Below are 25665 nucleotides of genomic sequence, written 5' to 3' on the forward strand. Positions count from 1 at the left end.
AACAGCAATGCTCTTCCGGGAGAGAGACAGTGACCAACCAACTCAAAAAGATCGAGCATATCGTCGTGCTCATGCTGGAAAACCGGTCGTTCGATCAGATGCTCGGCTTTCTCTATAGCGCCGATCGCCCTGCCTCGGTCGATCACTTTGACGGGCTCACAGGCAAAGAGTCGAATCCTGACGATCATCAGCGCGAGATCGCCGTATACAAGATCGAGGAAGCCGACCCGCATGCCTACTTGATGCCCGGTGCTGATCCGGGCGAGGGCTTCCTGAACACGACCTATCAGCTTTACTCGAACGACGCCCCCGCGCCCGGCGACGTGCCCACGAACAAGGGCTTTGTGCTCAACTTCAAGGCGGCGATCGCATCCGATCTCGCCAAGCACTACAAGGACACGTTGCCTGGTACCGTCGCTTCCCAGATCATGGGCATGTACACGCCCGAAATGCTGCCGGTTCTCTCGGGGCTCGCGCGCGGCTACGCGGTGTGCGACGCGTGGTTCGCATCCGTTCCCACGATGACTATGCCCAATCGCGCCTTCGCGCTCGCCGCCACGTCGCAAGGCCATCTCGACGATCACGTGAAGATCTTCACTTGCCCGAGCATCTTCGGCCGGCTCTCGGACAAGAAGCTGGACTGGGCGATTTATGGATACAACCGCGACCCGCTCACGCGCCACGACTTTCCCGACACGCAGCACGCCGACGAAGCGCATTTCGGGCATTTCCGCGACTTCCAGCAGCGCGCCGCGGCGGGCAGTCTGCCGCCGTTCACCTTTCTTGAACCGAGCTGGGACGCGGCCGGCAACAGCCAGCATCCCAACTACGACGTGGCTGCAGGCGAGCAGTTGATTCACGATGCCTACTACGCCGTGCGCAACGGCAAGAGCTGGGAGTCCACGCTGTTCATCATCACCTACGACGAACATGGCGGCAACTATGACCACGTGGCGCCGCCTACGGATGCGACACCGCCCAACGACGGCACAGTCGGCGAACAGGGTTTCGACTTCAAGCGCTTCGGCGTGCGCGTGCCAGCGGTGCTCGTCTCGCCGTTGATCAAGCAGAACACCGTGTTTCGCGCGAAAGTAGGACGGATCGACCATACTTCGATCCTGAAGACGATCCACGAGCGCTGGGCCACCGACCCACTCACCGAGCGCGACAAGGCGGCGGCCTCGCTCGCCGATGTACTGACGCTTGCGAATCCGCGCACCGACGATCCGCTGAAGGGCGTCAAGGTGCCAGTGTCGTCGGTCCATCATCCGAATTCCTCGACGCCCTCCAAGCTCGACAAGATCCACGCGGCCCGTATTGCCGCCCTGCCGATCAGAAGCGAGAAGGGGCACTACGAGCAGGCCACTCCCACATTGACCTCGGCAGCGGAAGTGAGCGACTTCATTCGCGATCGCACCGCGGCATGGAAGGAGCATTTGCGTCGTCAGCGCGAGCGGCGCGAACGGTAACGGGTCTATTGCGCGAGGCGTCGCGATCCTTCACCCGCTGCAGCCCGCAGCTCGGCCAGCAGTGCTTCGCCCGACCATGAAGGGCGCACGTCGGCTCGCTCGGCTTGCCGCACGAGTTCGCCTAGCCGTTCGTTCACCGGTGCCGTTTGCCCAACGCGTTGAGCGAGGCGCACGACCTCGCCGTTGATCCAGTCGATTTCCGTGGCGCGCCCCGCCGCCAGGTCGTCGGACATCGACGAACGCGCGAGCGGATCGATCGTCAGCATCGTGCGGCCCAGCCGTTCAAACAACGCATCTGGTACGCCGAGAACTCGCGGTATCCAGCTGGCCGGGAGCGGCGTCACTTTGGCGGGTCGTATGCCGGCCCGCTTCAGCAGCGCTAGCGCTTCTTTCTGCGCCATAGCGAGGCAGATCCGGTACGCGCGTTGCGAGAGCTCCTCCTTCAAAGGCCGGTTCGCTAACGCGTTGATTGCATTGTTGAGGTTGAGCAACAGCTTCGCCCATTGCACAGGCAACATATCGGCGTGCTGGATCAGTGGCAGACCCGCTTTCCTGAACTCGTCGACGAACGGCTGCATGGCCGGCGTATACCTGATCTCCAGCTCCCCTGCCGAGCCTTGATGAAATGCGCCAGGAGCGCGTTCGACGACATTGAATGGCACCATCCCCTCCAGCACGGTGTGCCGTGGCAACGCGGCGCGCAGCACGTCCGCATTGCCGATGCCGTTCTGCAAGCTCACGACGATCGTACCGGGGCGCAGCACGTTTGCCAGTTCTGCCGCGGCCGTAGGTGTCGCAGCGGACTTGACGGTGACGAGCACGAGATCGGCCGCGGCGGCGCTGGCCGCGTCCGTCGATACGTCGATCCGCTCCGGCGGCGCATGCCAACGGCTATCGTCGTGCCGCGACAGCGTGATGCCTCGCTCGCGCAACTGGTCGGCCACGCGCGCACGCCCAATGAAACTGACGTCGCTTCCCCCGGCTAGAAGCCGTCCGCCGACATAGCAACCAATCGAGCCAGCGCCGTAGATAAAGATCTTTGCCATACAGGTTCTCAGGTGACCTACCTATCCGCGATGCGTTGAATCGGCAACGCAACCCATGAAGCTTACGCCGTTCGCTCAGCACGCCGTCGCGTGTCGTGGCTGGTGCATATTGCGAACGGACAGCGCTATTCAGCATATCCAGGGTTACGCCGATCGAGCCGACGCAGCAGCCCGGGCCACACCAGCGCCCCAGGATTGGCGCCTCTCGTCACCATCCGGATCTGGTCCTTGATGCCGTCGAGAATAGGCTGGGCGATCGGCGTCAGCTTTGCGCCACCTGCCTGGGCACGCACCTGAATCATGCAGGACGCTTCAAAGAAGTACATGGCGACAAAGGCGTCCGCCGGCGTGGCGCCGACCGTCAGCAGGCCATGGTTGCGCAGCATCAGGTAGGTGTTGGTTCCGAGGTCCCGTACGAGACGAGGTTTCTCGCCTTCATTGAGCGCGATGCCCTCGTAGTCGTGGTAGCCGAGCGACGCCAGCACCCCGAGCGACTGCTGGGAGAGCGGCAGCAGCCCAGCCTCCTGCGCCGACACGGCAACGCCGTTGACCGAGTGAGTGTGCATTACACAATGTGCGTCTTCGCGTGCCGCATGCACGGCGCTATGGATCGTGAAGCCGGCCGGATTGACGTCATACGGCGATTCGACAACCTTGCGGCCGTCGAGGTCGACCTTGACCAGCGAAGACGCGGTGATTTCGTCGAACATCATGCCGTACGGGTTGATCAGAAAATGATGTTCGGGGCCGGGCACGCGCGCCGAGATATGAGTGAACACCAGGTCGTCCCACCCAAACAGCGCAGTGAGACGATACGTCGCCGCGAGACTGACTCGCGCGTCCCATTCGGCAGATGAAACGGCGTTTTTCAGACTGAGATCAGATGAGGCCACGTCGACACTCCTTTTCGATGATTCAAGCAATGGAATAACCCGAGACAACGCCCTGCGAATTCGCTGATTCGGTCCCTGCGACGCAGCGGGTGCGTCAAGAGCCAAAGTCGTTGCATCGTCAGATGCAAGTCGCCATCATGTTCGCGAACCCGCCTAAAATCTGTCAGATACCCGACAAGTCGACACACCGATGGAATCCAGCCAGCAGCGCTACCGGTCACAGCTCGAAACCACACCGTGGTTCCGCGGCCTGCCTATCGGTTTGCGGGACTATCTGGTCAGCCATGCCAGCCTGGTCACGCTGGAAAGGGGCGAATTCCTGTATCGGCGTGGCGAACCGTCTGATGGCCTGTACGCCGTGCTGGGCGGTGCACTCGCTATCGGCACAGTCGGGGTGGACGGGAAAGAGGCATTGCTCGCGGTGCTCGGACCGACTGCATGGTTGGGGGAGATTTCGCTGTTCGATGGGCTGCCACGTCCGAACGATGCCGCCGCCGTCAGCAGGACACTTTTGCTTCACGTGCCCGAGATCGCGCTGCAAAGCGTGCTGGAGTCCACGCCCCGCTATTGGCGTGATTTTGCGCTGTTGATGGCGCAACGGCTGCGGGTTTCGTTCGAGAACACTGAGGCGATGACGCTGTTGCCCGCGGCGCAGCGCGTGGCGAATCGTTTGCTGGTGATCGCCGGAGGTTATGGCGGTCTCAACGCCCCGCAGAGCAGAATAAGAATCTCGCAGGACAGTCTCGCTTCAATGGTGTCGCTGTCGCGACAAACCACTAATCAGCTGCTCAGGAACCTCGAAAATCAACGCATACTGGTCCTGAAGTCGGGGGAAATCGCCATTCTGGATTTCGACCGGTTGCGTGCAGCCAGTCTCGGCGATCCTGATCCGTGACTACCACGCCGTTTCGTCAAGCGGCGGTTCGGCGGCGAATGCTTGATGGCGGCTGTCCACCAGAAGTTTGTATTTGCTCCCCGCACAAACCATACTGACTTTGTTCAGTATTGTTCCTGGCGAATTGCGATGAACGGTAGCGAAGCTGAAGACGGCCATCACGAACTCCCACACGACCACACTCACGGCCAACATGGCAGTGCATTGTCGGAAATGGACCTGCGGGTTCGCGCTCTGGAATCCCTGCTGGTAGAGAAGGGCTATGTCGATCCCCACGCGCTGGAACTGCTGATCGAAACTTACGAGCACAAAGTCGGGCCGCGCAACGGCGCCCGTGTGGTCGCCAAGGCCTGGCGCGACCCGGCGTACAGGCAATGGCTGCTCGACGACGCGACCGCGGCGATCGCATCACTCGGCTACACCGGCCGGCAGGGCGAACACATGGTCGTGCTGGAGAACACGCCCGCCGTCCACAACATGGTGGTCTGCACACTGTGCTCGTGCTATCCGTGGCCGGTGCTTGGGCTTCCGCCGGTCTGGTACAAGTCGGCGCCATACCGCTCGCGGGCTGTCATCGATCCGCGTGGCGTCATGAAGGAGTTCGGTTTCGAACTGCCCGCGGATGTCGAATTTCGCGTGTGGGACTCAACCGCGGAGGTTCGCTATCTGGTATTGCCCATGCAGCCGCCCGGAACCGGTGACTTTTCCGAAGCGGCATTGGCAGAACTGGTAACACGTGATTCGATGATCGGCACAGGGTTGCCGAAGACACCGGAATCGAAGCCGGGGGCCATATGAACGGCGCACAAGACCTGGGCGGCATGCAGGCATTCGGCCCGATTCGCCCGGATGACGACGCCTCGCCTTTTCACGCTGACTGGGAGCGCAGGGTGCTGGCGATAACCCTCGCAATGGGCGCCGTCGGCAAGTGGAACATCGATATGTCTCGTGCCGTCCGCGAGAGTTTGCCGCCTGCGCAATACCTCGCCAGCAGCTACTACGAAATCTGGTTCGAAGGGCTCAGGAAGCTCGTGCTGAGCACCGGGCTGGCCGCGGGCGAGGAAATCGAGGCTGGCGAGTCGAGGACTGCGGCGGCGCCTGTCCCCCGCGTGTTGATGGCCAATGAGGTCACTGCGGCGCTGCTGCGGGGCAGCCCCGTCAATCGCACCGTTGCCACCCCAGCAAGGTTTGGCGTCGGCGACGCGGTACGGGCCCGTCAAATGAATCCGTCCACGCATACTCGTTTGCCGCGCTATTGCCGCGGCCGAGAGGGGCGCATTGTCGCCGTGCATGGCGCGCACGTCTATCCCGACGCCAACGCGATCGGACTTGGCGAGCAGCCGCAGTGGCTCTATACGGTGCGCTTCGATGCCGCCGAACTGTGGGGGGCAGAAACCACCGCGGCGTCGGTGTGCGTGGATTGCTGGGAACCCTATCTCGAAGCGTCGCCTGCCCGAAATGACTGACACCCAGCGGAATCTGTCGGAACTGCGCGCTACTTTGACTGCATTGCCCTGCGATGACTCAGGGCCGGTTTTCAATGCACCGTGGGAAGCGCAGGCGTTTGCCATGACGCTCGCGTTGCACCAGCGAGGCATGTTCACGTGGGCGGAATGGGCAGGATGCCTGAACGAAGCGATCCGCGCCGCGCAGGCCGCAGGCGACGCAGACCATGGCGACACTTACTACAGTCATTGGCTGAGCGCGTTGGAGAGCATCACTACGGCTAAGGGACTCGTGACTCACGAATTGCTCCTGCAACGGCGGCGCGCGTGGGACGCCGCTGCACGCAAAACGCCGCACGGGCAAGCGATCGAACTCGGGTAGCTGTCGCCGGGTTGTCGGGCGGCGGGGTTGGGCCATGAAGCGCCGGTCGGAAAGCCGTCACGAACGGCCGATGTGATCATCGAGGTGAGCGACTTGCGGCCAGAAATGTTCAACTAGAGGACGAATTGCTGCTGCAACGTCGGTGCGCGTGGGGCCGTGCCGTTGTGCGCCCGCTGATAAAAAAGGCGCGAAGGGCTGATTTCTCACACCCACGCGCCAACCTGGCACCGCTGCTGCAATCGGTCTATCGAACGAGGAACCCGTACGTCAAAGGATCCCGCTCATCGATGATCCAGTTCGCGAAGCCGCATACGAAAGCGTTGCCTTCGACTTCGGGAATGACGGCCTTGAAGTCACCGACAGTCGTCTCGCCCAGCACACGCCCTTTGAACACGGTGCCGATGATGGATTCGTTGACCAGCGTCTGATCCTTTGTCAACTGTCCACGCAGGTACAGCTGCGCAACACGGCCACCGGTACCGGAACCGGTCGGTGAACGGTCTACCTCACGGTCCGCGAAGACGCAGCAATTCGCTTGCGTCGAACCGGCATGGCGGGGCGCGTTGGCGATGATGGTCCCGTAGATGTGGTTGATCTCCGGGATCTGCGGATGCTTGACCGGGAACGCCGCGTTGGCGGCCGCCTTCACTTGCGCACCGAAGCGGATGAGTTCTTCCACCGACGACTCGCGAACTTCGAGTCCGTGCGGTGCGCCATCGGTGTAGAAATAGAACGCGCCACCGAATGCGATGTCGCCAGTCACCTTGCCGAACGACGGCGTTTCAACCGTGACGTCCTGTTTCCAGATGAACGACGGAACATTGACGAAGCGCACGTTGCCCGCATGCTCGCCATCCCACTGCACAAACGCTTCGATGAACCCGCACGGCGCGTCGATCCCGACGCGCGTTTCGGGTATCTGACGCTGCACCCAGCCCAACTCGACCGCTGCGGTCGAAAGGGCGATGACACCGTGGCCGCAGTGGTCGCTGTAGCCTTCGTTATGAAGAAAGATAATGCCGAAATCGGCGTTCGGGCTAACCGGTTCCGTCAGATAGCCGCCGTACATGTCGGCATGGCCGCGCGGTTCGAACATCAGCGCGCGGCGAATATCGTCAGCGTTCTCTTTCAGCCATGTGCGACGCTTGACGATCGTGTCGCCGGGCAGCCGCGGCAGACCACTGGTGACGATGCGGAAGGCTTCACCGCCGGTGTGGACTTCGACAGTCGAGATGGTGCGGGAGATTTTCATGTTTGCTTCGTGAAGTCAGTGGGTCGACTGCTGTTACTGGACGTACGGAACCGGCAGACCGTTCTTGATCACGTATACGGTCGTCGGTGCGCCCTTGAGGTCGCCGTACTCGTCGAACGAATACGTGCCGGCGACGCCCTTGTAGTTTTCCTTGGCAAGCTGGGCGGTCAGCTTCGCCTTGTCGGTCGTTGTACCGGCCTTCACCATCGCGTCGGCCAGCATCTTCACGCCGTCGTAGTAACTGACGGCGTAGACCTGCGTATCGATGTTGTAGGCGGCCTTGTATTTCTGCAGGAACTCGCGGCCGGCCGCCGTCTTGTCGAGCGCAATGCCGCCTTGCGCGCAGTACACGATGGACGCCGCATCGCCCGCGACCTTGCCCATGTCCGCCGAGCAGATCCCGTCGCCGCCCAGCAGCTTTGCCCGAAGGCCGCGCTGACGCATCTGCTTCGCCATCGGCGCGCCTTGTGCCGCGTAGCCGCCGAAGAAAATCACGTCCGGATTTTTGGCCTTGATCGTGGTGAGAATGCCGAGAAAATCGGTCGCCGAAGAGTTGGTGAACTCCTGATCGACAATCTGGATGCCGTTCGCCTTGGCAACCTTGACGAACTGTTCGGCGACGCCTTGACCATACGCCGTGCGGTCGTCGATGACTGCCGCAGTTTTGGCTTTCAGCGTCTTCGCCGCGAACTGCCCCATCGTGCCGCCGAGCTGTTCATCACTCGCGCCGATACGGTAAATGTTCTTGAAGCCTTGCTTCGTCAGTGCCGGGTTGGACGCGACCGGCAGGATCGGCACGCCACCCGCATTGAACACGCGCGACGCCGGAATGGCGACGCCTGAGTTGTAGGGTCCGACAACCGCGACTACGCTACTGTCGACCAGCTTTTGTGCGACCTGCACGCCGATTTTCGGGTCGGCCTGGTCGTCTTGCGAATCGAGTTTGAACGTGACTTTCTGACCTGCAACCGTGACGCCCGATTTGTTCAGCTCGTCGATCGCGAGACGTGCGCCGTTCTCGTTGTCCTTGCCGTTCGGTGCTTGCGGCCCGGTAAGCGGAGCCGAGTGACCGATGGTGACGACGACCTGCGCGTTGGCGGACAGGGTAAATCCAGCGGCCACGACAGCGGCCACGATTGTTGCGAGACAGCGCATACGAACTCCAGGTGGGCTAAGAGGAGACCAGACCATGCCAGTCTGGCCGGTGCACGACGTGACTTCGAGAATGCGGGGGTGCTTCGGGTAGCTGGTCAATCTGGCTAACGGATGGCCAGCGCCTGACGGGCGACGCGGCACGCGGCCAGGTCCCAGGCGGCACATCCAACCGTTTTGAAGAATATTGGCGCGTCCGCCTTCAGTTCGCCAGCAAGGGCGTCGGCAAGCGCGGAAACCGCGCTCCAGTCGACCTTCGCCTGGATCAGATCGCCGGCTTCGTGCCTGGCGCCGGCAGGGTCGTCGACGATCAGGAAGCTGCCGTCAACCGTTTCCTTGCCGACTTCCGCCGCATCCGGCGTAAAGGCGCCGACGCCGACCACCAGACGACCCGGTCGGGCAGGCTCCGTGTAGACGGGGGATCGACTCGTCGTGAGCGTGATGACGACTTCGACGCTGTCCGGAATCGCCCCGCCATCGAGGGCGAAGAGATTCGGTGCCAACGGCCGTGTTCGCTCGACGAATACCGCGGTGGACGCGTGCGAGCTTCCCTTCGCATAGAGCCTCGCTCGCGGGAATGTGGCCGACAGAGCTTCGGCGTGATTGGCGGCCTGCTTGCCTGTCCCGATGATGACGATCTCCTGCGGCTGTGTGCCGTGCAGCGTCTGGATGCCGAGCACGGTGACGGCCGCAGTCCTGCGTCCCGTGACGGTCGGCCCGTCGAGCACGAAGAGCATTTCGCCGGTGTGTGCGTCGCATGCGATGACCTGGCCATGGATCGTGGGAAGCTGGCGCTTTCCGTTCGCCGGACACACGTTCACCAACTTGTGGATGGCGATGTCCTCCGCGCTGGCAGGCATCGACAGCATGAGGCCGCCTTCCTGCAGCGGGACAACCATGCGCTCGGGGCTCACGATCTTCCCTGCGCCATATTCGACGATGGTCTGCCGTAGAACCCTCACGAGCGACGGGTAGTCGAGCAGTTCGGCGGTCGCCTGGGCGTCGAAGTTCCGGGTGGTTACGACAGTCATTCGGCTCACTTATAAGAGAACGCTCAGCGCACCCACTGGCACGAAACTGGACGAAAATCTGTCCAATTCGAGCTGGCTTGCAATGTGTCCGGCCTGAGGCGTTGATGTTGGCTTCTGGACGGAATCTAAACCACTAATAATCAGATAACAAGCCAATTTCAGAGATAGCCGATGATTTTGGTCTACGGATAAACCATAATTGGAAGGCGGCAACACCAAGATGTACCGCATTAGAACCAATTCTGGACACTTTCGCTGGCGCAAGGCTTCGCGGGCGGGCGGTCATCATCGCGAGATTTTGGTATATTTGGGAACCACACCCGTCCCGCCAAATACGACATGGCTTCAGCCCACATCGAATTCGAGAGCAACTTCCGCCCAGTGCAGATCTACGAGCAGGTCTCGGAGAAGATTCGGGCTGCGATCCGCTCCGGGGTGTTTCTGCCGGATGCGCGATTGCCGTCGGAACGAGAACTGGCAGCACGTTTTGGCGTCGGCAGGCCGGCGGTTCGCGAGGCCATCGGCGCGCTACAGAATGAAGGTCTCGTCGTCACCCGGCGCAACTCAGGCACCTACGTCGCTTCGACTGCGGGGCAAATCCTCGCATCCGCCGCGACGACCAACGCAGCGGAAACGGAAGCATCCGACTTCAGCCCTTCGGCGACTTTGGACGTGCGTTTGATTCTCGAACCCGCGATAGCGCGGCGCGCCGCCGCGCGTAAAAAGCGCGACCGGCTGGCCGAGCATTATCTGGCGCAGATGGAAACGTTGACCGATGTGGCCGATCCTGAACAGCGGGCTTTGTGGAATAACAGTGACCGGCTTTTTCATCGTCAACTCGCGGTCATGACGGGCGACGCGTTGCTCGCGAAGCTGGCCGAGGAAATTGCTGCGACGATGGACCAGTCGCTCTGGAAGCGACTGAAAGACGACGGCATTTATGACCCGACGCGGATCCGGCTCTACGTCGCCGAACATCGGCTGATCTATGAAGCCATCGTGACCGGGAACGCGGATGCTGCGGCGTTCTATGTCGAACAGCACATCCATCGGGTGCAGAGAGACATCGCTCCGCGGTAGCCTCATAGTCCCGATGTTCCGCGTTCCGTTGGTCCATCCGATTCAGGCTCAACCCATCCTCGTCACGTTGACAAACCGTAGGACTCTAGAAGATCAAGACCCAACCGTGTCACCTCCGGTGCGGTCTCGCAGCGCGCGGTGATATCTTTCGCATACGCCTTGAAGCTCGGAAGCTCCGTCAACACAGCCGAATCGTCTGCAACCAGATTCACAAAAACATGGACGAACTCCGGGCCGTTTCTGAACAGTGCGTAAGCCATCTTGTCGGGCGTCCTCGCCCGAAGCTCCGCGAACACCGCCCGCGATAGCGCCTCGTTTTCGGTAGTCTGGTCGGGTTTGACTACGTAGCGCACCAAGGTAACTCGTTGCATGATGTTTTCCTTTCAATGGGCTCGGCACCGATGTGCGCCGATAAAGTGAAAGACGACGCAAACGATCCAAAGGATTCCCGGTCTTGAATTTTTTCTGGTCGCCGAATCCTTTTCTCTGCCCGGAGCGTCTATTGAAGATTGGGTGGTCCGACAAGAAGGAGGCTGCAACCTTGGACCCGGATGGATTGGCACGATTGATGGCGCAGGTGCGCCCGCGGCTGCACCGATACTGCACACGCATGGTCGGCTCGGCTTTCGAGGGGGAAGACGTCGTCCAGGACGCACTGGCCAGTGCGATACAGGCCTTGCCGACTGCTGGCGAGATTCAGCACCCGGAAGGCTGGCTGCTGCGCATCGCCCATAACGCAGCGTTGGACGCCCTGCGCCGGCGCAAGCGGCAGGGATTTGCGGAATCCGACGAAACGCTGTCGAATCTGGCGGATCACGGCGCCCAAGCCGATGCGAGAGTGGCGGCAACGGCAAGTCTTGCCCATTTCCTGCATCTCTCAACCATCCAGCGCTCGAGCGTGGTGCTCACGGATGTTCTCGGCTACTCGCTGACTGAGACGGCGGCGATTCTCAGCGTCAGTCTTGCAGCAGTCAAGGCCGCGCTGCATCGGGGCCGTGCCCGGCTTCGGGAACTCGTCGACGCTCCGGACGACCTGAAGCCGAGCCTGGCCGAGGCGGATCGCGAGCGACTGCGTGCCTATGCCGACCGCTTCAATGCTCGCGACTTCGACGCGCTGCGCGACCTGCTTTCCGAGGAAGTGCGGCTCGATCTGGTCAATCGGACTCGTCTCGCCGGGCGCAAGGATGTATCGGTCTACTTCACGCGTTACGAGCAAAGCTTCGGTTGCTCGCTCACCCCCGGCTGCGCAGAGAATCGCCCCGTGTTGATGGCGCGCGATCCGAACGTGTCGAGCGCCGATATCGCTTATGTGATCCTGCTTGACTGGGTCGAAGATCGTATCGTTGCGATTCGCGACTTTCGATATGCTCCCTATGTCGTGGAAAGCCTCACGGTGCAAATCGTGTGACGTAGGGGCGAGCGTCCGCACGATGCGCGCCGGCAAGCTGTCGTTCGATCTGCGGATATGTGCGCTCGTCGCACGCCACTTCGGCAAGCGCCGACCTAGAATATAAGCATGGTCGCGACCCAATAAGGAGGCTGCCATGACTCAGTCTATGATCTACTTCGTTGTCGGCTTGGTGGTCTTGTTGGTCGCCGGGTTCATGGTGGCGCAACGGTACAGGCGCGATCACCCGGAAGAGGGGATGGCCCACTGGCTTGATACGCACCATATGGGTTGGCTGCACCGGCACAAACATTGATGCCGCATCGCACAGTGAAAAGCCCGCATCAAACAGTTGTGCCGCCGAGGAGCACCCCATGACCCTCACGCTAACGTCGCAAGCCTTCCGGCAGAGCGGCGAGATTCCCTCGCGGCATACCTGTGAGGGTGCCGATGTATCCCCGCCGCTCGAGTGGTCCGGCGTGCCCGCGAACGCAAAAAGCCTGGCGCTGATTGTCGACGACCCTGACGCACCGGACCCGGCCGCGCCGAAAATGACCTGGGTACATTGGGTGCTCTACAACATCCCGCCGACGGCAACCGGGCTGCCCGATGGCGCTACTGCGCAAGCTTTGCCGGGCGGTACGCTCGAAGGTACCAATGACTTCAGGCGTGCCGCTTACGGCGGCCCCTGTCCCCCCGTGGGACGCCACCGCTATTTCCACAAACTGTATGCGCTCGACACCGTGCTGCCCGATTTGAAAAGCCCCAGCAAGGCCGCGCTCGAAAAGGCGATGCGGGGGCACGTACTAACACACGCCGAACTTATCGGCACCTATCAGAAGCGATGAGCGATGGTGTCGTTTCATGAATCGAGTTTGATGACGAATAAAATCCAGTGGCGCCGACTTCATGTATTGCGCACGGACTGCGAGCGTGTGAGAGTCATGTGATTGACGAGGCCGATGCGGATCACCGTCGGCACAGTGAGGAGTCGAGATGTCTCACGACCTCTACGTCCAGGTGCTTAGCGCGATGTTCCTTTTCTGGAACGGGGCACGCGTGCTCACTTACATTCCGACCATCGGCAAACTGCTGGCGAGAGGAGCCGACGTGCGCAGTTACAGCCTCTTGAGCTGGGGAAGCTGGGCGCTCAGCAATGGCACGTTCGCACTGACGCTCCTCGAAATGAGCCGGGGCATTCCGAATCAGATGTTCTGGATGAACCTGGCCAACACGCTGATGTGTCTCGTCGTCTCTCTCATCATCCTTCTCAAGCGGTTCCCTGGGCTTCTCGCCCGGGCGAACGCGGTTTATCGAAGCATCAGACGAAACGGCTCGAAGCCTGTTGCCGCATCCGGACCGGCCGGGTTGCCCCGTGCGGGTGCGGGCAGTCCGAATGTGAACGCCGGTCTTGAGCGTATTGCAGCGCCCGCCGCCCTGCATGTGCGATTCGGGCGGCGAGCACTTTGGGTTATGTCGACGAGCGCGCTGGCCGTCGCGGCCACGGGTACCTTCGTGTATGGCGTCTGGCTCAACCGTGATCAGCTCGCCCATGTCAAAGCGATGGCGACCGCACCGCTGTCGTTCGGGATCACCGGACCGGCCTCGCCAACGCCACAAACGTCGTGGTCCGCTCGTGTCACGCGGCCATCGTTGCCGCCTGCTCGCGGGACCGCGGTTGCCCGTGCGGAGCTCGCTCCTTCCACGTCTTCCGCTGCGTTCCATCACCGCGCCGTACCTTCTCCGCATGCACCCGCACGGCAATTGGCTGCCAGGCGGCCGGATCAAGCGAGCCATCTTGCCGCGCAAAATCGGAGCCATTCGGCGTCGCACGTGGTGACGAGCGCGCGGCCGGCGCTCGCCATCGCCGGACCAAGCTCGTCGACGCAACAAACGCCTTCGCCCCCTCGTGTCGCGCTATCCTCGTCACCTCCGGCTGGCGGAACCGCAGTTAACCGTGCTGAACTCGCCTCACCTGCGTCTTCCGCCGCGTTTCAGAACCATGCCGTTCCGCATCCTCCTGCGGAGCGGCCGGATCAAGCGGGCTATGTTGCCGCGCAGAGTCGCCGCCACTGGACGCCGCACATTCCTGCGTATGACGCACCACCACCCCTCGTCTACGAAGCGCCTCCGCTCGTTCGCCAGAATCCTCCAGTCGCCTACGGGTCAGCGCCTGTTGTCTACGTTTACGCGACAGCGCCTGCTGAATACGGCTACGCCTATGAGGGCGAGTACCGGGACCGCCGGCACTGGCGCGACAAAGGCTGGAGAACTCATCACCATGAGGATGACGACGATTAAGTCCAGCGCGTGAGCGACTTCCGCCGCTATGCCCGGCGATGTTCAAGCTGACAGCTTTCGCTGTCGTTCACGCCCAGCGCGTCGCCGCACGACGACCGGTGAATCGTCGTCGCCGGCCAGCGGCTCAGCAACTGTGGAACGCATTGAGAGTGGTCAGGCGTTTCTGGACGGCGAGGCTGGCTGGGATCACCCAAGGTTGATTGGAGGCGGCGCCACACTCATGCCTCGTTGCGCGCGAATGCTTAATAGGCGCCGCCGGTATCGATGGTCAGGTAGAGCATGTCATGCTCGAGAACGCTGATGAAATGTTCGTCCTCCTGAATCAGTTCTTCGAGGACGTCACTGTTGGATAGCACACCGATCATCTGTCCGGAATCGATGACCGGCAGATGCCGGATCCGCCTGGTGTGCATCAACGCCAGGCACTGTTCACAGGTGTGCTCGGGCGTGACGTAAAACACCTGGGTAGTCATGATGTCGCCGACCTTCGTCTCGGCGGCGCTGCGGCCGGCCAGTTCGACCTTGCGGGCGTAGTCCTTCTGGGACAGGATGCCGACAAGATTGCCGCTGTGCAACACCAACACGGTGGTGACATCCTTGTCGGCCATCAGACGCAGCGCGGTTAGCACTGCGTCAGCGGGGCCGACCGAGATCACCTCGCGTGGGTTCTCAGACAGAATTTGCCGAGCCGTCTTTCTCTCCTTTTTCATGGTCGTCTCCTGTAGAGGACCGGCATTTGCGCATGCCAGTGCCATCAATCTGCTCACGAAGAAAGGGTGGCGTCCGCAGAACCTGCGTAGTCACCGGGCAAAATTTCGGCCATTGTGTTCCACGTCCGTTATTTGCCTGCCCATTTTTCAATCAGTGTCGAATTGAAGTGTAGTCCGCTTCATGGGCGTCAAACCAGAGCAACCGCAAGTTCGAGCAAGGATCCCATGACGCCCGGTGCCAGCACACTAAAGACGAGAAGCTTCCTATCGCAGCATTGCCTGGAAAAACTGCACCACATTGGCGTTGAATCGTTCATGGAACGCCGCGCGGTCGAAGTCCGGCAGGCTGTTGCAGACTTCCGGCGTCTTCCGCGACAGGCGCGCATTGCAGGGTGGCAGGAAGTCATAGTGGCCTGCGCTGGCGACCACGTGATATTCGGGCGTTCGGGGCAGGTCGGCGCGTACCGCCTCGTCATAGTAGGGATGTGGCTGATGGCGATCGTCGGCTGCTCGCCAGAGCTGGATCGGGGCGTGCACGCTGCTTAGCCCTGCGCGGCCGAAGCTGAATCCGAATGCGGGCGCGGCGATGACGACGGCCTTGATGCGCGGATCGTGGATCCACGCGCTGGCGGGAACATCCGCGCCGAAATGGGGATCGACGCCGGCATGCTTCAGGGCCGCGCACAGGTCATGCTCCGGGTGGGCCTCGCAATACGGGGCGATCTCCGAAAGACGCTATCTTCACCTCTTCGAAGCCGACCTCGGCGGCGAGGGCAGGCGCGGCAACAAGGGCAAAAAGGGTGGTGATCACGGCCATCAATCTCACGGCGGTCTCCATTGTTGTCGTCGTTCTTTTGCACAAGGACGGCTCGACAATGCACCAGCGCTGCGTATCGAGGTCGAACGCGGTTTCATGGCATCATCGTGCGCACCTTCACACCACTGCGGGAGCGCACGCCATGGCGGCTTATATTGTCTTCACAAAGGAAACCACGCAGGATCAGGGCGAACTCGACATCTACCAAAGTAAGGTTGGCGAGACCTTCAATGGTCATCCTGTCAAGATTCTTGCTGCTTACGGACCTCAGCAGGTCCTTGAGGGCGACGCGCCACAGGGCGTCGTGATCGTGGAGTTCCCGTCGACGGCGGCCGCGCGTGCGTGGTACGACAGCCCGGCGTATCAGGAGGTCGCGCAGCACCGGTTCAAGGGCGCGCGCTATCGCGCCGTTCTCGTCGAAGGCGTGTGACGAAAGGCGGCGACGATCGGGCGCGTGGAACTCAGTCGGCCTTGGCCTACGACTGACGCGGCAGGAGAGCGTCAGTCTTTCGTCGGCAAGCACACGTCATGCGTGGCGTGTGCGGCATCTGAAGGTCCAGTGCGGGTCGGGCCGCCCTCGGGTCAGGAAGAGACGCTCGGATTGTTTCGGCGAATGGCTGGTGGGCGCCGATAACGAGACTCTGACGAGCATCCGAACAACGTTACGCTGCTGTGACGCTATCGAGTATTTCGCGCGGGGAAACCGGCGCTGGTTGGAAATAGCGCCATTTTGAGCTATAAAATTGCAGACGGCCCCCAATGCTGTGGCGCTTCGCCGAAAGCTCATTCGATATGCAGGGAGGCGCTCATGAATATCTGCCTGCCAAGATCGTTCGTAGCTATTGCAGTGCTTGTGGTTGTCGTCCACGACAGCGTGTTCGCGAGGACCGAAACCTGCCATCCCGCATCGGACAAGCAGATTGCTGCGCTTTTCGATCGCTGGAACGATTCGCTGAAAACTGGCGACCCGGAGAAGGTCGTGGCGAACTACGCGCCGCGCTCAATCTTGTTGCCGACCGTTTCGAACAAGCCGCGTTTGACCGTTGATGAGAAGGTCGACTATTTCAGGCATTTTCTCGAAAACAAACCGGTCGGCACCATCGACTTCCGCAACATCATGATCGAATGCAATACAGCGATCGACGCGGGGCTCTACTCGTTCAAGTATGCAGACGGCTCAGTTGTCAAGGCGCGTTATACGTTCACCTATGAGTGGAATGGGCACAAATGGCTGATTACCAGCCATCATTCGTCGAAACTGCCAGAAGGCAACTGAGCGACATAGTTGGCAAAGGGCAATACGCCAGCGTTCAACCCTGACTTTCCTGCTTGTTGTTGCCAGCATCTGAATTTGATTTTCCGCGGGTGCGGGATCATCGCGGCTGCACTGCCGTCTGCGGCGGCATTACTCGGCAGTCGAGTTCTTCCGGCCAATCTTTGTGTAATAAGGCAGTATCAATTATAGAAAGAGCCAATGCGAGGTATCGATGGATGGCGACCCGCTCACCTGTACCCGGTCGAAAAAAAAGCCCGTCCATCCGGACGGGCCAAATATTACGGAGAGAAAGTCGCGTTGGCGGAAGTATCAGCGGACGCTTTCTCCGCATTCACTGCGCCATGACTACCGCTTCGCCTGGACCCGCGACGAGAGTCCCGGCACATCTGGACGCGGCCTTTTCAATCAAGCCGTATCGGTCGCGCCCAGATGAATTTTCGCCGACGGGTGTTCTTGCCGGCGCGCACTGCTGTTGCGCCCTGACACAGGAAAAAACCGTTCTGCGTCGGGCCGCCTTAGAAGCGGGTCAACATGCCAACCGAGCCCATGACCTGATTGCCCGTCGACGATGCGCCGCCGGCGTTGTACAGGAAGGCGACGTTCTTGTTGCCTATTGCGTGCTGATACATTGCTTCTGCGTACAGCTCCGTACGCTTCGATAGCGAGTACCGCGCAATCGCGTTGACCTGACTCCACTTCGGATCCGCACCGAACGAGGTCGCACCGTCCAGATGTGCATCCGTGTATGCATACGAAATGCCGAGATTAAGTGCCGGCGTAACTGCGTACTTGCCGTTGAGTTCGTAGTTATCGAAATGAGCCGAACCGTTTTTCAGACCGAACGCGCTAGTACCCTGGAACTGGCTGTGCGTGTAGACAAAGCCGACCACCGCAGGGCCGAACCCATAGCTCAAACCGGCGCCGGCCGTACGCTGCACGTCCGACGTCAGGCCGCCTCTAAACTCAGTCGGGTCAGCGGCACCAGTGGCATTCGAAGCGCCTGAACCGTTAATCTGCAGATAAGCGGCAGCCACCTTCAACGAACCATAGTCGTAGCTTGCGCCCGCGCTGTATGCACGGTTGACGGCAAAGCCGTTCGAGCTGTTGCTGAACGCATACATGCCGCCGAACTTGACGCCGGCATAGTTGAGGCTGCTGAACTTGGCCGAGTTATTGAAGCGAACGGTATGTTGGAGGTTGTCGTTGTCATACGGGTGCGCAAAACCCGAGTCACCAAACGTGCCTGCCGTGGCCGACAGCGGTGAGACGAAATCGACCATGGAGTCATACTGGCGCCCCAGCGTGACGGTGCCAAACTCGTTGCTGGTCAGGCCAACATAGGCTTGTCGACCAAACATCCGGCCACCCTGACCGAGCGTGCCGTTGTTCACGTTGAAACCATTTTCAAGCACGAAGATAGCCTTGAGGCCACTACCGAGATCTTCTGAACCGCGCAGGCCGAAGCGGCTACCGCTGATGTTGCCGCTCGCCAGTGCGACTCGGCCGCTTCCGCCAACGTTATTCGTATAGGCGATACCAGCGTCGATGAGGCCGTACAGCGTGACCGAGCTTTGTGCATGGGCGGCTGAAGTGGCAAGCACAGCGGAGACAGCGAGGGCGACGGGAATTTTCTTCATGAATTGGCTCTAGCGTGTTGAGATTGAGTCAGAAAACAGCGGGGCGAGTATAAGCGCGCAGGAGTAGCACCACGTCATTTCCGGTCCGGATAGGACCGTTACGTTTTCTTGAGATAATTCGCCACAAATTTGTCACAATTCTGCTGACATCTCTGCCAGCAAAGGCACAGTGACTGTGTGATTCATCCCTTCGGACGCGTCACTGTTGAATCGAAGCGACGATCTCGGGGTTAGCCGGCATGCGCACATCTGAAATGACACCTGGTGCACATCGATCCGGCAACGCAATGCCTGACTGCAAGTCTTAATCTTCGAATCGCAGGCGTGAGTGGCTGAAATCCTTCGAGGTTTGGACGTTGGTGGTAGTTAGGCGAGGGGCAGTGATGGGTCGACTGCTGGCCCACGTGGAAGCATTAACGGCGCACGGCTCCGTCGACTCGCGGCGCCGGCCATGAACAGACCTTCCCCTGCTTCGGCGAGGGGGTAGACGGGCCGACCAGCCGATCCTGGTCATAGGCACCCACTATGCCGCGCCGACAGCTGGCATCCGCTACGTCTTCGCGCTGCGCTGGCTCTTCGCGGTTGATTCATTGCTCGCAAACAGTGCGGCAAGCCAGTCGATGAACACGCGAACCTTCGTGCTCAAGTGCCGGTTTGGCTGATACGCGACGAAAACAGGAACGGAATCCGATACCCAGTCGTTCAGGACGGCTTCGAGCGCGCCGCTTCGAAGGTGTGAAGTGGCGGAAAACGTCAACGCGTGTACGACACCGAGCCCGGCCAGGCTCATGGTCAGACACGCCATGATGTCGTTCGAGGTGAGTCCGCGCCGATTCTGCACTTCCACACGTTCACGATCTTTCGTTACCACAATCGGAAAGGGCCGGTTGGTTCGCGAAGCGATGGTTCGGATGACGACATGGCCGTGCTCGAGGTCCGACGGATGCGAAGGCCGCCCGTGCTTGTCCCAGTACGCCGACGTCGCACACAGAATCTGCCTGACGGCGCCGATCTGTCGCGCCGCGAGCGATTGATCGAAGATCTCCCCCGCGCGCACGACGCAGTCGACGTTCTCTGCAATGAGGTCGACCGGGCGGTCGCTGAGTCCAAACTCGAACTCGATATCCGGATAACGCTCGACGAACGCCGGTAACGCAGGAAGGATCACGGACAGACCTAACGGCACAGGCAGATCGACACGCAGGCGTCCTCGCGGGCTGCTCTTCGCACGCGACATCGAGCCCTCGAGCTCCGCGAGATCGCTCATCAACTGCAGCGCGCGCTCATAATACGCGGCGCCATCCGCCGTCGTCGACACCTTGCGCGTTGTCCGGTTGAGCAGTTTCGTGCCCAACTCGGCTTCGAGCGACGCGATCAGACGGGTGACAGCCGTCTTGGGTAAATCGAGCATCTGTGCAGCTTTGGTGAAGGTCCCGCTCTCGACCACTCGAATGAACGCCTGCATGGCCTGAAACTTGTCCACGATCCGACTCCTCGCTTTCCCAACCCGCCTGCATTGTTTCACAGAAGAAACAATGTGGACTCGTAGCAGCGGTTTATCCCTTTGCACGCGCCAGGTATTGTTCATCCATCGCAATCGTTGACGAACTTAAACGGCGCTTCGATTGGACCCGAGCAGGTCACTCGTGCCGCAAGCGGTTTTGCCGCTGCTCTGGTGATCGGCATTGTCTTTTATGTTGGGTTGGGCCGGGTGGCCCAGCCGCCAATCGAGGAAAAGGAGGGCTTTATGTCACGTGCCAAGGCCGTAGTCGTGGGTGTCGGTGCCGAGGATGGTCTTGGGGCGGCGATAAGCCGTTGCTACGCGGCCAACAATCGTCACGTCCTGGTCGCCGGACGCACGCTCGAGAAAGTGGAGAAGGTTGCTGCCACGATCCGGCGAAACGGTGGCCGCGCGACCGCCTATGCGATCGACACGACGCAGGAAGAGGATGTAATTGGGCTGTTCGATGCCGCAATGACCAACGACGAGGATGGCGCTCCCGCCGACCTGGTCACCTATAACGCCGGCAAGAACCTGAAGATCGATTTTCGGCAGATGGATGCCTCGACATTCGAGGACTTCTGGCGGATGAACACTCTTGGCGGCTTTCTGGTGGGCCGTGAGGCGGCGCGGCGTTTTGTGCCGCTCGGTCGCGGTTCCGTCTTCTTCACCGGGGCCACGGGGGCGCTTCGCGGCATGCCTGGTTTTGCCCATTTCGCTGCGAGCAAGGCGGGTCTGCGCATGATCTCGCAGAGCATGGCGCGCGAGTTCGGGCCACAGGGTATTCATGTCGCGCACGTCGTCGTCGACGGCGCGATCGACGGCGACCGGGTGCGATCGCTGTTCCCTGGCGCCTTCGAGCAGCTCGGCGAGAACGGCATGCTCAATACCAAGGCGATCGCCGAGGCTTATTGGCAGCTCCATCTCCAACATCCCTCCGCCTGGACGCACGAGTTGGACGTCCGCCCGTTCAAAGAATCGTTCTGATGCTTTGACACTAACCGTCACATGGAGAAAATGATGAAGCTTGTAGGCCCCTGGATTTCTGGATTTACGCGCCGGACTGCTATTACGATGAAACTGCTCGGCATTCCTTTCGAGCATCTCAACCTCAACGCCTACACCGATAAAGACGAGGTTCGTCGCTACAGCCCGATGGGTAAGGTGCCGGCGCTTATTTTCGATAACGGCGAAACCATGATCGATAGCAGCGGCATCATCGACGTGCTGCATGAAATGGTCGGGCCCGAGAAGGCGCTCATCCCACCGTCAGGCCCGGCGCGTTTCCGGGCGTTGCAGCTCCTGGGAATCGGCATGAACATCTACCCGAAGCTCAGCTCCCTATACGACGAAACCCTTCGCCCGAAAGAGCATCAACTGCAATCCGTGTTTGAGGGCCTCGCCGAACAGGCGATCATCGGGTTGACGTTGCTCGAAAAGGAGACCGGAGACGGCTGGCTCGTGAACGACAAGTTCGGCCAGGCCGATATCATGACCGCCATCTGCTATCAGGCGGCGTCTACGTTTGTCCTTCCTGATCACGTCACCGCGAAGAACTTTCCTCGCCTGGCGGCGCTGACCGAGCGCGCGATGAAGATCGACGCGTTCGCGTCTACTGTGCCGCATCTCTAAACATCCCGGATGGCCCGTTCGCGCTCGAGGAAGGTCGCAAGTGTGATCAACCTGCAAACACGATCGCCGTAACGTCCAGGAAAATTGACAACATGACGCGGAGGTCAGCAATGGGTGCCGCGATAAGAGAGAGGAATAAATGACAACAACAAAGGCGATGCGGCTGGCTTCGCTGGTCACGGCAATCAATGTCCTGGTCGCGAGCGGCTTTTCCATCGCGGCGATCAGTCGTCCGCAATACCTGGTCCCTGCGGAATCCGTTCCAACGGAGGCGTCGTTGCTATTGGCGATGTACGCGGCGGCCCGCACAGTTCCTCTCGCTTTGTTCGCATTGGGGGCGATCTTCAAGCAGGCGGCGCCTTCGTTGCTGATCTTAGGTGCGCTCGCCGGCGCCATGCAATTGCTGGATGCCGGCATCGGTCTGTTCGAGCATGATCTGGGGAAATGCGCTGGACCACTCTTTATCGCCGTCCTCCAATTCTTCGTGGTGTATCTGCTTCACAGATCCGTGCGGATCACGCCGCAAACCGGGCGCGGATGAACGCACGCTATGGCCCGGCACTTCCAGGTTCGCCCCAATTGCGCGGTGAAGCTGATGCAGCGCATTGCGCTGACCGAGCACGCGATGAATGACGCGCTGTGCCCATAGACGCATGGGCGGATGAATTTGAATCTCGGCTCATCGGCGATGTGCTCGCAGGATGTAGAGGTCAGATCCAGCTGTCGGCGTGCGTGTTGTGTCGGCTCCGAGCATTTGCGTCTGGTGCAGTCGACTGAGGAGATCGTCGCGACCGGCAAGCTCGCGAAGACGCTGAAATGCGCAAACGGTTCGAGATGGCTGCGCGTTTCCAGCTTGCGAATCGACGGCGACAGGGAAAGTCCGCCGGTGGGCTGGACCGATGTCTATATTGACCCGGCTTACACGGAAGTCGCGGAAGCGGCGCGAGAGCAGCCGGATATGCTGATCAGTTCATTGATCGAAGCGCGTTACGGTCGATGCATCGCGGAAATTCAGCAGGACGTGCATGGCGCGCTAATTTCGGAGGAGATGGCGGAACGGCTGAAGGTCGGCAAGGGGACTGCCGCGCTGGAAATCGTGCGGCGCTACGCTATCTCGACTCGACAGGCGAAACGTTCGAGGTGTCGATCAGCGTACACCCCGCGGAACGTTTCTCGGTTTCGATGCGGCTGAAACGCTCCGACGGTTAGATCGGGGATGCGATACGACGGCGTTCGGTGTCCGCTATGCGCGTCCTGGGTGACAGTTGATAGTCCGCAGCGCGGCCACATTGCCGGCCAGATGCCGCTAGTCGGGCTCTGGCAACGACGGGCTCGACCCGGCACGGACCGCTAACCACGGCTGCCAGGCTCGCATGACGTCGGCCCATAGCGAGAGCGGGGGCGCGATGGGAAACAGACTCGCGTGCAGGAGCCATTGCGCTGCCGCGTCGAATGATGGTGCCGCAGTAATGTGAATGGTGATGGTTTCGGCACCTTGCTCGGGGTGGGTCCTTCGGGTGATCTGCACATCGACCGTCGGAAGGTGGGCAGTCAGTTTCGTTTGATCCATGTTCAACCTCGCGTTGAAGCGTCAGCCCGCAACCTGGGCATCCGTTGCTTTACAATCCGGCAAGATCGTTCGTTTTCGCCGCCATAATGATGTCGTTTTCGTGAAGGCCCTTGATCTTCCTGGTCTGCTGCGACACGGTGACCCAGCCCCAGCCAAAACAGATGTCGGGATAGTGTCCCTCGGCGTCGGCAAGGCGCGAAACCCTGGCCACGAACTCGGAGGCCCCATGTTCGGAATTTGTGCGCCAAGATCGGCATCGGTCATCGCCACCAGGTCTATGATTTGCGCCGTGAGCTTGCCGTCTGGCGCCTGAGCTTGAGCCGGCGCGCTCAGGTGAGACACAAACAGGCCAGCAACAAAGGCAGCAGGAATAGCCGCAAGATAGAAGTGGCGATGCATGTTCTGCTCCATTCTGGTTGAGCCGGCCATTGATGTGCAGGGCAACCGCACCGTGGAACGGCGAGTCGCCCGGAGAGTGTCGCACCACAAACTGGTGGTTTGTACCCGGGACAACACCTGAGCGCCCAACGGTGAACAAAACAAGGCGATCCTGTCCCTGCGGGTCGCAGTCTTTGGTTGGTTTCTCGTGCATCCTAACTAACCTGGCTTAACCAGGTAAGTTGGCCGGCATGAAGCGACGCATGCCTATCGAAGACGCCCGCTTTGTCATCCCCCCCGCGGCGCTACGTGGAAGCAAGCATCGCTGCTGGCGGTTCTACCGCCTGGGCCCTTTCATGCTTTCCGACTCCATGGCCGCATTGCGCTCCTCACTCGCCTCGATGGGGTCCATCGCTTCGTCAACCGACGCCATTGCGCGCTCGGCGGCCGCTTTCGTTTCGTCTGCCGGGGCGTCGACATCGTCGTTGCTGTCACCATCATCTGGGGGTGGGGGCCGCAGCATGTCCTTGAGCATCGCGCTCAGTTCCTGCGTGTCCCACGGCAGACCACGTTGCTTTCGGACCTTTATGTAGTGCCTCACTTCCGCGTCCTGCTCTCCAGTAAGCGGCAGCCCTCGGAAGGTGCTTTGGGGGTCAGAGTTTGTCATGGCTTTCTCCTGCTTCCATTACTCTTTCAGTGTAATCCCATTGCGAACACGAGAGCCATGGCAGCGGTGCTCTTGTGCGTCCCTGAAGGGAAGTGGAGGCTGCGCCGAAATGACGTCCACATAAAGGAAAACATCAGCCTCGTTGCGGCAACCCGGCACGCCAATAGTCACTTTGTATCGGGGACTTTGCCATGGCTTGCCGGGCGGCTCTTCACATGATCGATGAAGGCGCGCAGCTTCGGCATGATCTGCCGGCGGCCTGGATAGTAGAGAAACACGCCCGGTATCACCGGCGCAAACGGCTCCAGCACCTGCACCAGTTTTCCCGCTCCCAACCCTTCAGCGGCCATCGGCTCAGGTAGCTGGGCAAGGCCAATGCCTTCGATTGCCGCGCCAAGCATGGTGGGGAAATCGCTGACGATGAGGGGGCCGGATACGGCGATCTCGATCGCGTGGCCGTTGTCGTTGAATGACCATAGCGCGAGCGCGCCGCTGGATCGCCGCCATCGCAAGCATGCGTGTTCGCGCAGATCGTCCGTGCGCCTGGGCCGGCTGTGCGCTGCGAAATAGGCAGGGCTGCCGACGACGATGAAACGAAATGGTGGCGTCATTGGCACCGCGACCATGTCGGCGTCGACGAACTGACCCAGCCGGATACCGGCGTCGAACCCTTGCGCGGCAAGATCGATCAGCTCGTTGCTTGCGGCGATCTCCACTTCGACCTCGGGATAAGCCTGGCAGAACGATGCAAGCAGTGGTTCCAGCAGGATTGGCACCACCGCGCGCGGCACTGAAAGACGCAATAGTCCGGCGGGCCGCTGCCCCAGTCCGCGCGCAACCTCACCAGCGGCGACAAGCTCCTCGAAGGCAGGCTTTGCGTGCGAAAGAAACCGTTCGCCGGCTTCGGTCAGGCCGACACTGCGCGTGGTGCGTATCAAGAGGGCTGCGCCAATGCGCGCTTCAAGTACACGCACTGTCTGACTGACGGCCGACGGCGTCACTCCGAGTTCCGCGGCTGCCCGGCGAAAACTGCGATGCTGGGCGACGCTCAGGAACACCTCCACGCCGTCGAGCGCGCCCTGCCTGACTGTGAAGTTCTGCTTCATAGCCCGTCAACATTGTGATGAATAGTCGCTCGCGTGAG

31 protein-coding genes are annotated in these 25665 nt (G+C 60.8%); 16 read left to right on the forward strand and 15 right to left on the reverse strand.

The window, feature by feature from the left end:
• Positions 1-29: 29 nt before the first annotated feature.
• Positions 30-1469 carry an alkaline phosphatase family protein gene (locus HV744_RS17990; RefSeq protein ID WP_175150824.1) on the forward strand — a complete coding sequence of 480 codons (1440 nt, stop codon included), beginning with the start codon at positions 30-32 and terminating at the stop codon, positions 1467-1469.
• A gap of 5 nt (positions 1470-1474) precedes the next feature.
• On the opposite strand, the gene HV744_RS17995 is transcribed toward HV744_RS17990, so the two are convergent.
• Both HV744_RS17995 and HV744_RS18000 read right to left on the reverse strand, forming a co-directional pair.
• The gene (locus tag HV744_RS17995; RefSeq protein ID WP_175150825.1) at positions 1475-2515 is read right to left on the reverse strand and encodes a 2-dehydropantoate 2-reductase; all 1041 of its coding nucleotides are present in this window, start codon (positions 2513-2515) and stop codon (positions 1475-1477) included.
• 125 nt (positions 2516-2640) lie between these two features.
• The gene (locus tag HV744_RS18000) at positions 2641-3408 is read right to left on the reverse strand and encodes a class II aldolase/adducin family protein (RefSeq protein WP_175150826.1); all 768 of its coding nucleotides are present in this window, start codon (positions 3406-3408) and stop codon (positions 2641-2643) included.
• A gap of 190 nt (positions 3409-3598) precedes the next feature.
• Here HV744_RS18000 and HV744_RS18005 point away from each other — a divergent pair, with 190 nt between their 5' ends.
• On the forward strand, positions 3599-4303 hold the full coding sequence (locus HV744_RS18005) for a Crp/Fnr family transcriptional regulator (protein ID WP_175150827.1): 705 nt from the start codon (positions 3599-3601) through the stop codon (positions 4301-4303).
• Here the strand turns inward: HV744_RS18005 and HV744_RS36800 are convergent, their stop codons facing one another.
• Positions 4304-4498 (reverse strand): hypothetical protein, encoded by a 195-nt coding sequence (locus HV744_RS36800; RefSeq protein WP_217469141.1) that lies wholly within the window; start codon positions 4496-4498, stop codon positions 4304-4306.
• Between HV744_RS36800 and nthA the strand changes: the two genes are divergently transcribed.
• From nthA to HV744_RS18020, 3 genes are read left to right on the forward strand one after another with little or no spacing between them, the layout of a single operon-like run.
• Positions 4433-5101 carry a nitrile hydratase subunit alpha gene (nthA, locus tag HV744_RS18010; RefSeq protein ID WP_175150926.1) on the forward strand — a complete coding sequence of 223 codons (669 nt, stop codon included), beginning with the start codon at positions 4433-4435 and terminating at the stop codon, positions 5099-5101. The two genes, HV744_RS36800 and nthA, sit on opposite strands and share 66 nt — an antisense overlap.
• Entirely contained in the window at positions 5098-5769 is a 672-nt protein-coding gene (nthB, locus tag HV744_RS18015; RefSeq protein WP_175150828.1) for a nitrile hydratase subunit beta, read from the forward strand. The genes nthA and nthB overlap by 4 nt, the downstream gene beginning before the upstream one ends.
• Positions 5762-6130, forward strand: a complete 369-nt coding sequence (locus HV744_RS18020) for a nitrile hydratase accessory protein (protein WP_175150829.1) — start codon at positions 5762-5764, stop codon at positions 6128-6130. Before nthB ends, HV744_RS18020 begins: the two co-directional genes overlap by 8 nt.
• 244 nt (positions 6131-6374) lie before the next feature.
• On the opposite strand, the gene lhpH is transcribed toward HV744_RS18020, so the two are convergent.
• From lhpH to lhpI, 3 genes are all read right to left on the reverse strand, one after another.
• Positions 6375-7382 carry a trans-3-hydroxy-L-proline dehydratase gene (gene lhpH, locus HV744_RS18025; protein WP_175150830.1) on the reverse strand — a complete coding sequence of 336 codons (1008 nt, stop codon included), beginning with the start codon at positions 7380-7382 and terminating at the stop codon, positions 6375-6377.
• A gap of 33 nt (positions 7383-7415) precedes the next feature.
• Positions 7416-8537: a branched-chain amino acid ABC transporter substrate-binding protein gene (locus HV744_RS18030; protein WP_175150831.1), complete on the reverse strand. Its 1122-nt coding sequence runs from the start codon at positions 8535-8537 to the stop codon at positions 7416-7418.
• A 104-nt stretch (positions 8538-8641) separates the two neighbouring features.
• Complete coding sequence (lhpI, locus tag HV744_RS18035) at positions 8642-9565, reverse strand: bifunctional Delta(1)-pyrroline-2-carboxylate/Delta(1)-piperideine-2-carboxylate reductase (protein ID WP_175150832.1); 924 nt, start codon at positions 9563-9565, stop codon at positions 8642-8644.
• A 339-nt stretch (positions 9566-9904) separates the two neighbouring features.
• Between lhpI and HV744_RS18040 the strand changes: the two genes are divergently transcribed.
• A complete protein-coding gene (locus HV744_RS18040) occupies positions 9905-10645 on the forward strand; it encodes a FadR/GntR family transcriptional regulator (protein WP_175150833.1) in 741 nt (246 codons plus the stop codon).
• A gap of 62 nt (positions 10646-10707) precedes the next feature.
• Here HV744_RS18040 and HV744_RS18045 read toward each other — a convergent pair whose 3' ends face one another.
• Positions 10708-11016 (reverse strand): hypothetical protein, encoded by a 309-nt coding sequence (locus HV744_RS18045; RefSeq protein WP_175150834.1) that lies wholly within the window; start codon positions 11014-11016, stop codon positions 10708-10710.
• A 131-nt stretch (positions 11017-11147) separates the two neighbouring features.
• Between HV744_RS18045 and HV744_RS18050 the strand changes: the two genes are divergently transcribed.
• From HV744_RS18050 to HV744_RS18065, 4 genes are all read left to right on the forward strand, one after another.
• On the forward strand, positions 11148-12053 hold the full coding sequence (locus tag HV744_RS18050) for a sigma-70 family RNA polymerase sigma factor (RefSeq protein ID WP_246279090.1): 906 nt from the start codon (positions 11148-11150) through the stop codon (positions 12051-12053).
• A 136-nt stretch (positions 12054-12189) separates the two neighbouring features.
• Positions 12190-12348, forward strand: a complete 159-nt coding sequence (locus HV744_RS18055) for a hypothetical protein (protein ID WP_175150835.1) — start codon at positions 12190-12192, stop codon at positions 12346-12348.
• Positions 12349-12406: 58 nt separating this feature from the next.
• Positions 12407-12880 carry a YbhB/YbcL family Raf kinase inhibitor-like protein gene (locus HV744_RS18060; RefSeq protein ID WP_175150836.1) on the forward strand — a complete coding sequence of 158 codons (474 nt, stop codon included), beginning with the start codon at positions 12407-12409 and terminating at the stop codon, positions 12878-12880.
• 148 nt (positions 12881-13028) lie between these two features.
• Positions 13029-14333: a hypothetical protein gene (locus tag HV744_RS18065; protein WP_175150837.1), complete on the forward strand. Its 1305-nt coding sequence runs from the start codon at positions 13029-13031 to the stop codon at positions 14331-14333.
• A 242-nt stretch (positions 14334-14575) separates the two neighbouring features.
• Here HV744_RS18065 and HV744_RS18070 read toward each other — a convergent pair whose 3' ends face one another.
• Positions 14576-15043 carry a CBS domain-containing protein gene (locus HV744_RS18070; RefSeq protein ID WP_175150838.1) on the reverse strand — a complete coding sequence of 156 codons (468 nt, stop codon included), beginning with the start codon at positions 15041-15043 and terminating at the stop codon, positions 14576-14578.
• Between the two features lie 264 nt (positions 15044-15307).
• Positions 15308-15580 carry an alpha/beta hydrolase gene (locus tag HV744_RS37385; protein ID WP_246279091.1) on the reverse strand — a complete coding sequence of 91 codons (273 nt, stop codon included), beginning with the start codon at positions 15578-15580 and terminating at the stop codon, positions 15308-15310.
• A gap of 422 nt (positions 15581-16002) precedes the next feature.
• Between HV744_RS37385 and HV744_RS18080 the strand changes: the two genes are divergently transcribed.
• Positions 16003-16290 (forward strand): DUF1330 domain-containing protein, encoded by a 288-nt coding sequence (locus HV744_RS18080; protein WP_175150928.1) that lies wholly within the window; start codon positions 16003-16005, stop codon positions 16288-16290.
• A 378-nt stretch (positions 16291-16668) separates the two neighbouring features.
• Positions 16669-17136: a DUF4440 domain-containing protein gene (locus tag HV744_RS18085; RefSeq protein WP_175150839.1), complete on the forward strand. Its 468-nt coding sequence runs from the start codon at positions 16669-16671 to the stop codon at positions 17134-17136.
• 515 nt (positions 17137-17651) lie between these two features.
• Here the strand turns inward: HV744_RS18085 and HV744_RS18090 are convergent.
• Together HV744_RS18090 and HV744_RS18095 are read right to left on the reverse strand one after the other, a co-directional pair.
• The gene (locus HV744_RS18090; RefSeq protein WP_175150840.1) at positions 17652-18773 is read right to left on the reverse strand and encodes a porin; all 1122 of its coding nucleotides are present in this window, start codon (positions 18771-18773) and stop codon (positions 17652-17654) included.
• Positions 18774-19323: 550 nt separating this feature from the next.
• Positions 19324-20256: a LysR family transcriptional regulator gene (locus tag HV744_RS18095; protein ID WP_175150841.1), complete on the reverse strand. Its 933-nt coding sequence runs from the start codon at positions 20254-20256 to the stop codon at positions 19324-19326.
• Between the two features lie 117 nt (positions 20257-20373).
• Between HV744_RS18095 and HV744_RS18100 the strand changes: the two genes are divergently transcribed.
• The 4 genes from HV744_RS18100 (at position 20374) to HV744_RS18115 (ending at position 23098) form a co-directional block, all read left to right on the forward strand.
• On the forward strand, positions 20374-21261 hold the full coding sequence (locus HV744_RS18100; RefSeq protein WP_246279092.1) for an SDR family NAD(P)-dependent oxidoreductase: 888 nt from the start codon (positions 20374-20376) through the stop codon (positions 21259-21261).
• A 30-nt stretch (positions 21262-21291) separates the two neighbouring features.
• A complete protein-coding gene (locus tag HV744_RS18105) occupies positions 21292-21906 on the forward strand; it encodes a glutathione S-transferase family protein (protein ID WP_246279093.1) in 615 nt (204 codons plus the stop codon).
• A 139-nt stretch (positions 21907-22045) separates the two neighbouring features.
• The gene (locus HV744_RS18110; protein WP_175150842.1) at positions 22046-22447 is read left to right on the forward strand and encodes a hypothetical protein; all 402 of its coding nucleotides are present in this window, start codon (positions 22046-22048) and stop codon (positions 22445-22447) included.
• Between the two features lie 120 nt (positions 22448-22567).
• On the forward strand, positions 22568-23098 hold the full coding sequence (locus HV744_RS18115) for a UTRA domain-containing protein (RefSeq protein WP_246279094.1): 531 nt from the start codon (positions 22568-22570) through the stop codon (positions 23096-23098).
• A 114-nt stretch (positions 23099-23212) separates the two neighbouring features.
• Here the strand turns inward: HV744_RS18115 and HV744_RS18120 are convergent, their stop codons facing one another.
• The 4 genes from HV744_RS18120 to HV744_RS18135 all read right to left on the reverse strand — a co-directional run bounded on the left by HV744_RS18120 (position 23213) and on the right by HV744_RS18135 (position 25627).
• Entirely contained in the window at positions 23213-23476 is a 264-nt protein-coding gene (locus HV744_RS18120) for a hypothetical protein (protein ID WP_175150843.1), read from the reverse strand.
• Positions 23477-23525: 49 nt separating this feature from the next.
• Positions 23526-23687, reverse strand: coding sequence for a 4a-hydroxytetrahydrobiopterin dehydratase (locus HV744_RS37390; protein ID WP_246279095.1), 162 nt, complete (start codon positions 23685-23687; stop codon positions 23526-23528).
• Between the two features lie 504 nt (positions 23688-24191).
• The gene (locus tag HV744_RS18130) at positions 24192-24521 is read right to left on the reverse strand and encodes a hypothetical protein (RefSeq protein WP_175150845.1); all 330 of its coding nucleotides are present in this window, start codon (positions 24519-24521) and stop codon (positions 24192-24194) included.
• Positions 24522-24688: 167 nt separating this feature from the next.
• Entirely contained in the window at positions 24689-25627 is a 939-nt protein-coding gene (locus HV744_RS18135) for a LysR family transcriptional regulator (protein ID WP_175150846.1), read from the reverse strand.
• Between the last annotated feature and the right edge of the window lie 38 nt (positions 25628-25665).

The sequence above is a fragment of the Paraburkholderia ultramafica genome, from assembly GCF_902859915.1.
Taxonomy (GTDB): domain Bacteria; phylum Pseudomonadota; class Gammaproteobacteria; order Burkholderiales; family Burkholderiaceae; genus Paraburkholderia; species Paraburkholderia ultramafica.

What these genes read in the sequence shown, in the direction of transcription:
- HV744_RS18070 (WP_175150838.1), bottom strand. Translation starts at nt 15,043, where the DNA reads ATGAAAAAGGAGAGAAAGACGGCTCGGCAAATTCTGTCTGAGAACCCA.
- HV744_RS18130 (WP_175150845.1), bottom strand. Translation starts at nt 24,521, where the DNA reads ATGACAAACTCTGACCCCCAAAGCACCTTCCGAGGGCTGCCGCTTACT.
- HV744_RS18085 (WP_175150839.1), top strand. Translation starts at nt 16,669, where the DNA reads ATGAATATCTGCCTGCCAAGATCGTTCGTAGCTATTGCAGTGCTTGTG.
- HV744_RS18045 (WP_175150834.1), bottom strand. Translation starts at nt 11,016, where the DNA reads ATGCAACGAGTTACCTTGGTGCGCTACGTAGTCAAACCCGACCAGACT.
- HV744_RS18005 (WP_175150827.1), top strand. Translation starts at nt 3,599, where the DNA reads ATGGAATCCAGCCAGCAGCGCTACCGGTCACAGCTCGAAACCACACCG.
- HV744_RS18020 (WP_175150829.1), top strand. Translation starts at nt 5,762, where the DNA reads ATGACTGACACCCAGCGGAATCTGTCGGAACTGCGCGCTACTTTGACT.
- HV744_RS18030 (WP_175150831.1), bottom strand. Translation starts at nt 8,537, where the DNA reads ATGCGCTGTCTCGCAACAATCGTGGCCGCTGTCGTGGCCGCTGGATTT.
- HV744_RS18120 (WP_175150843.1), bottom strand. Translation starts at nt 23,476, where the DNA reads ATGGATCAAACGAAACTGACTGCCCACCTTCCGACGGTCGATGTGCAG.
- HV744_RS18065 (WP_175150837.1), top strand. Translation starts at nt 13,029, where the DNA reads ATGTCTCACGACCTCTACGTCCAGGTGCTTAGCGCGATGTTCCTTTTC.
- lhpH (WP_175150830.1), bottom strand. Translation starts at nt 7,382, where the DNA reads ATGAAAATCTCCCGCACCATCTCGACTGTCGAAGTCCACACCGGCGGT.
- HV744_RS18110 (WP_175150842.1), top strand. Translation starts at nt 22,046, where the DNA reads ATGACAACAACAAAGGCGATGCGGCTGGCTTCGCTGGTCACGGCAATC.
- HV744_RS18080 (WP_175150928.1), top strand. Translation starts at nt 16,003, where the DNA reads ATGGCGGCTTATATTGTCTTCACAAAGGAAACCACGCAGGATCAGGGC.
- HV744_RS36800 (WP_217469141.1), bottom strand. Translation starts at nt 4,498, where the DNA reads ATGTTGGCCGTGAGTGTGGTCGTGTGGGAGTTCGTGATGGCCGTCTTC.
- HV744_RS18060 (WP_175150836.1), top strand. Translation starts at nt 12,407, where the DNA reads ATGACCCTCACGCTAACGTCGCAAGCCTTCCGGCAGAGCGGCGAGATT.
- HV744_RS18090 (WP_175150840.1), bottom strand. Translation starts at nt 18,773, where the DNA reads ATGAAGAAAATTCCCGTCGCCCTCGCTGTCTCCGCTGTGCTTGCCACT.
- HV744_RS17995 (WP_175150825.1), bottom strand. Translation starts at nt 2,515, where the DNA reads ATGGCAAAGATCTTTATCTACGGCGCTGGCTCGATTGGTTGCTATGTC.
- lhpI (WP_175150832.1), bottom strand. Translation starts at nt 9,565, where the DNA reads ATGACTGTCGTAACCACCCGGAACTTCGACGCCCAGGCGACCGCCGAA.
- nthA (WP_175150926.1), top strand. Translation starts at nt 4,433, where the DNA reads ATGAACGGTAGCGAAGCTGAAGACGGCCATCACGAACTCCCACACGAC.
- HV744_RS18135 (WP_175150846.1), bottom strand. Translation starts at nt 25,627, where the DNA reads ATGAAGCAGAACTTCACAGTCAGGCAGGGCGCGCTCGACGGCGTGGAG.
- nthB (WP_175150828.1), top strand. Translation starts at nt 5,098, where the DNA reads ATGAACGGCGCACAAGACCTGGGCGGCATGCAGGCATTCGGCCCGATT.
- HV744_RS18055 (WP_175150835.1), top strand. Translation starts at nt 12,190, where the DNA reads ATGACTCAGTCTATGATCTACTTCGTTGTCGGCTTGGTGGTCTTGTTG.
- HV744_RS18040 (WP_175150833.1), top strand. Translation starts at nt 9,905, where the DNA reads ATGGCTTCAGCCCACATCGAATTCGAGAGCAACTTCCGCCCAGTGCAG.
- HV744_RS18115 (WP_246279094.1), top strand. Translation starts at nt 22,568, where the DNA reads ATGAATTTGAATCTCGGCTCATCGGCGATGTGCTCGCAGGATGTAGAG.
- HV744_RS18105 (WP_246279093.1), top strand. Translation starts at nt 21,292, where the DNA reads ATGATGAAGCTTGTAGGCCCCTGGATTTCTGGATTTACGCGCCGGACT.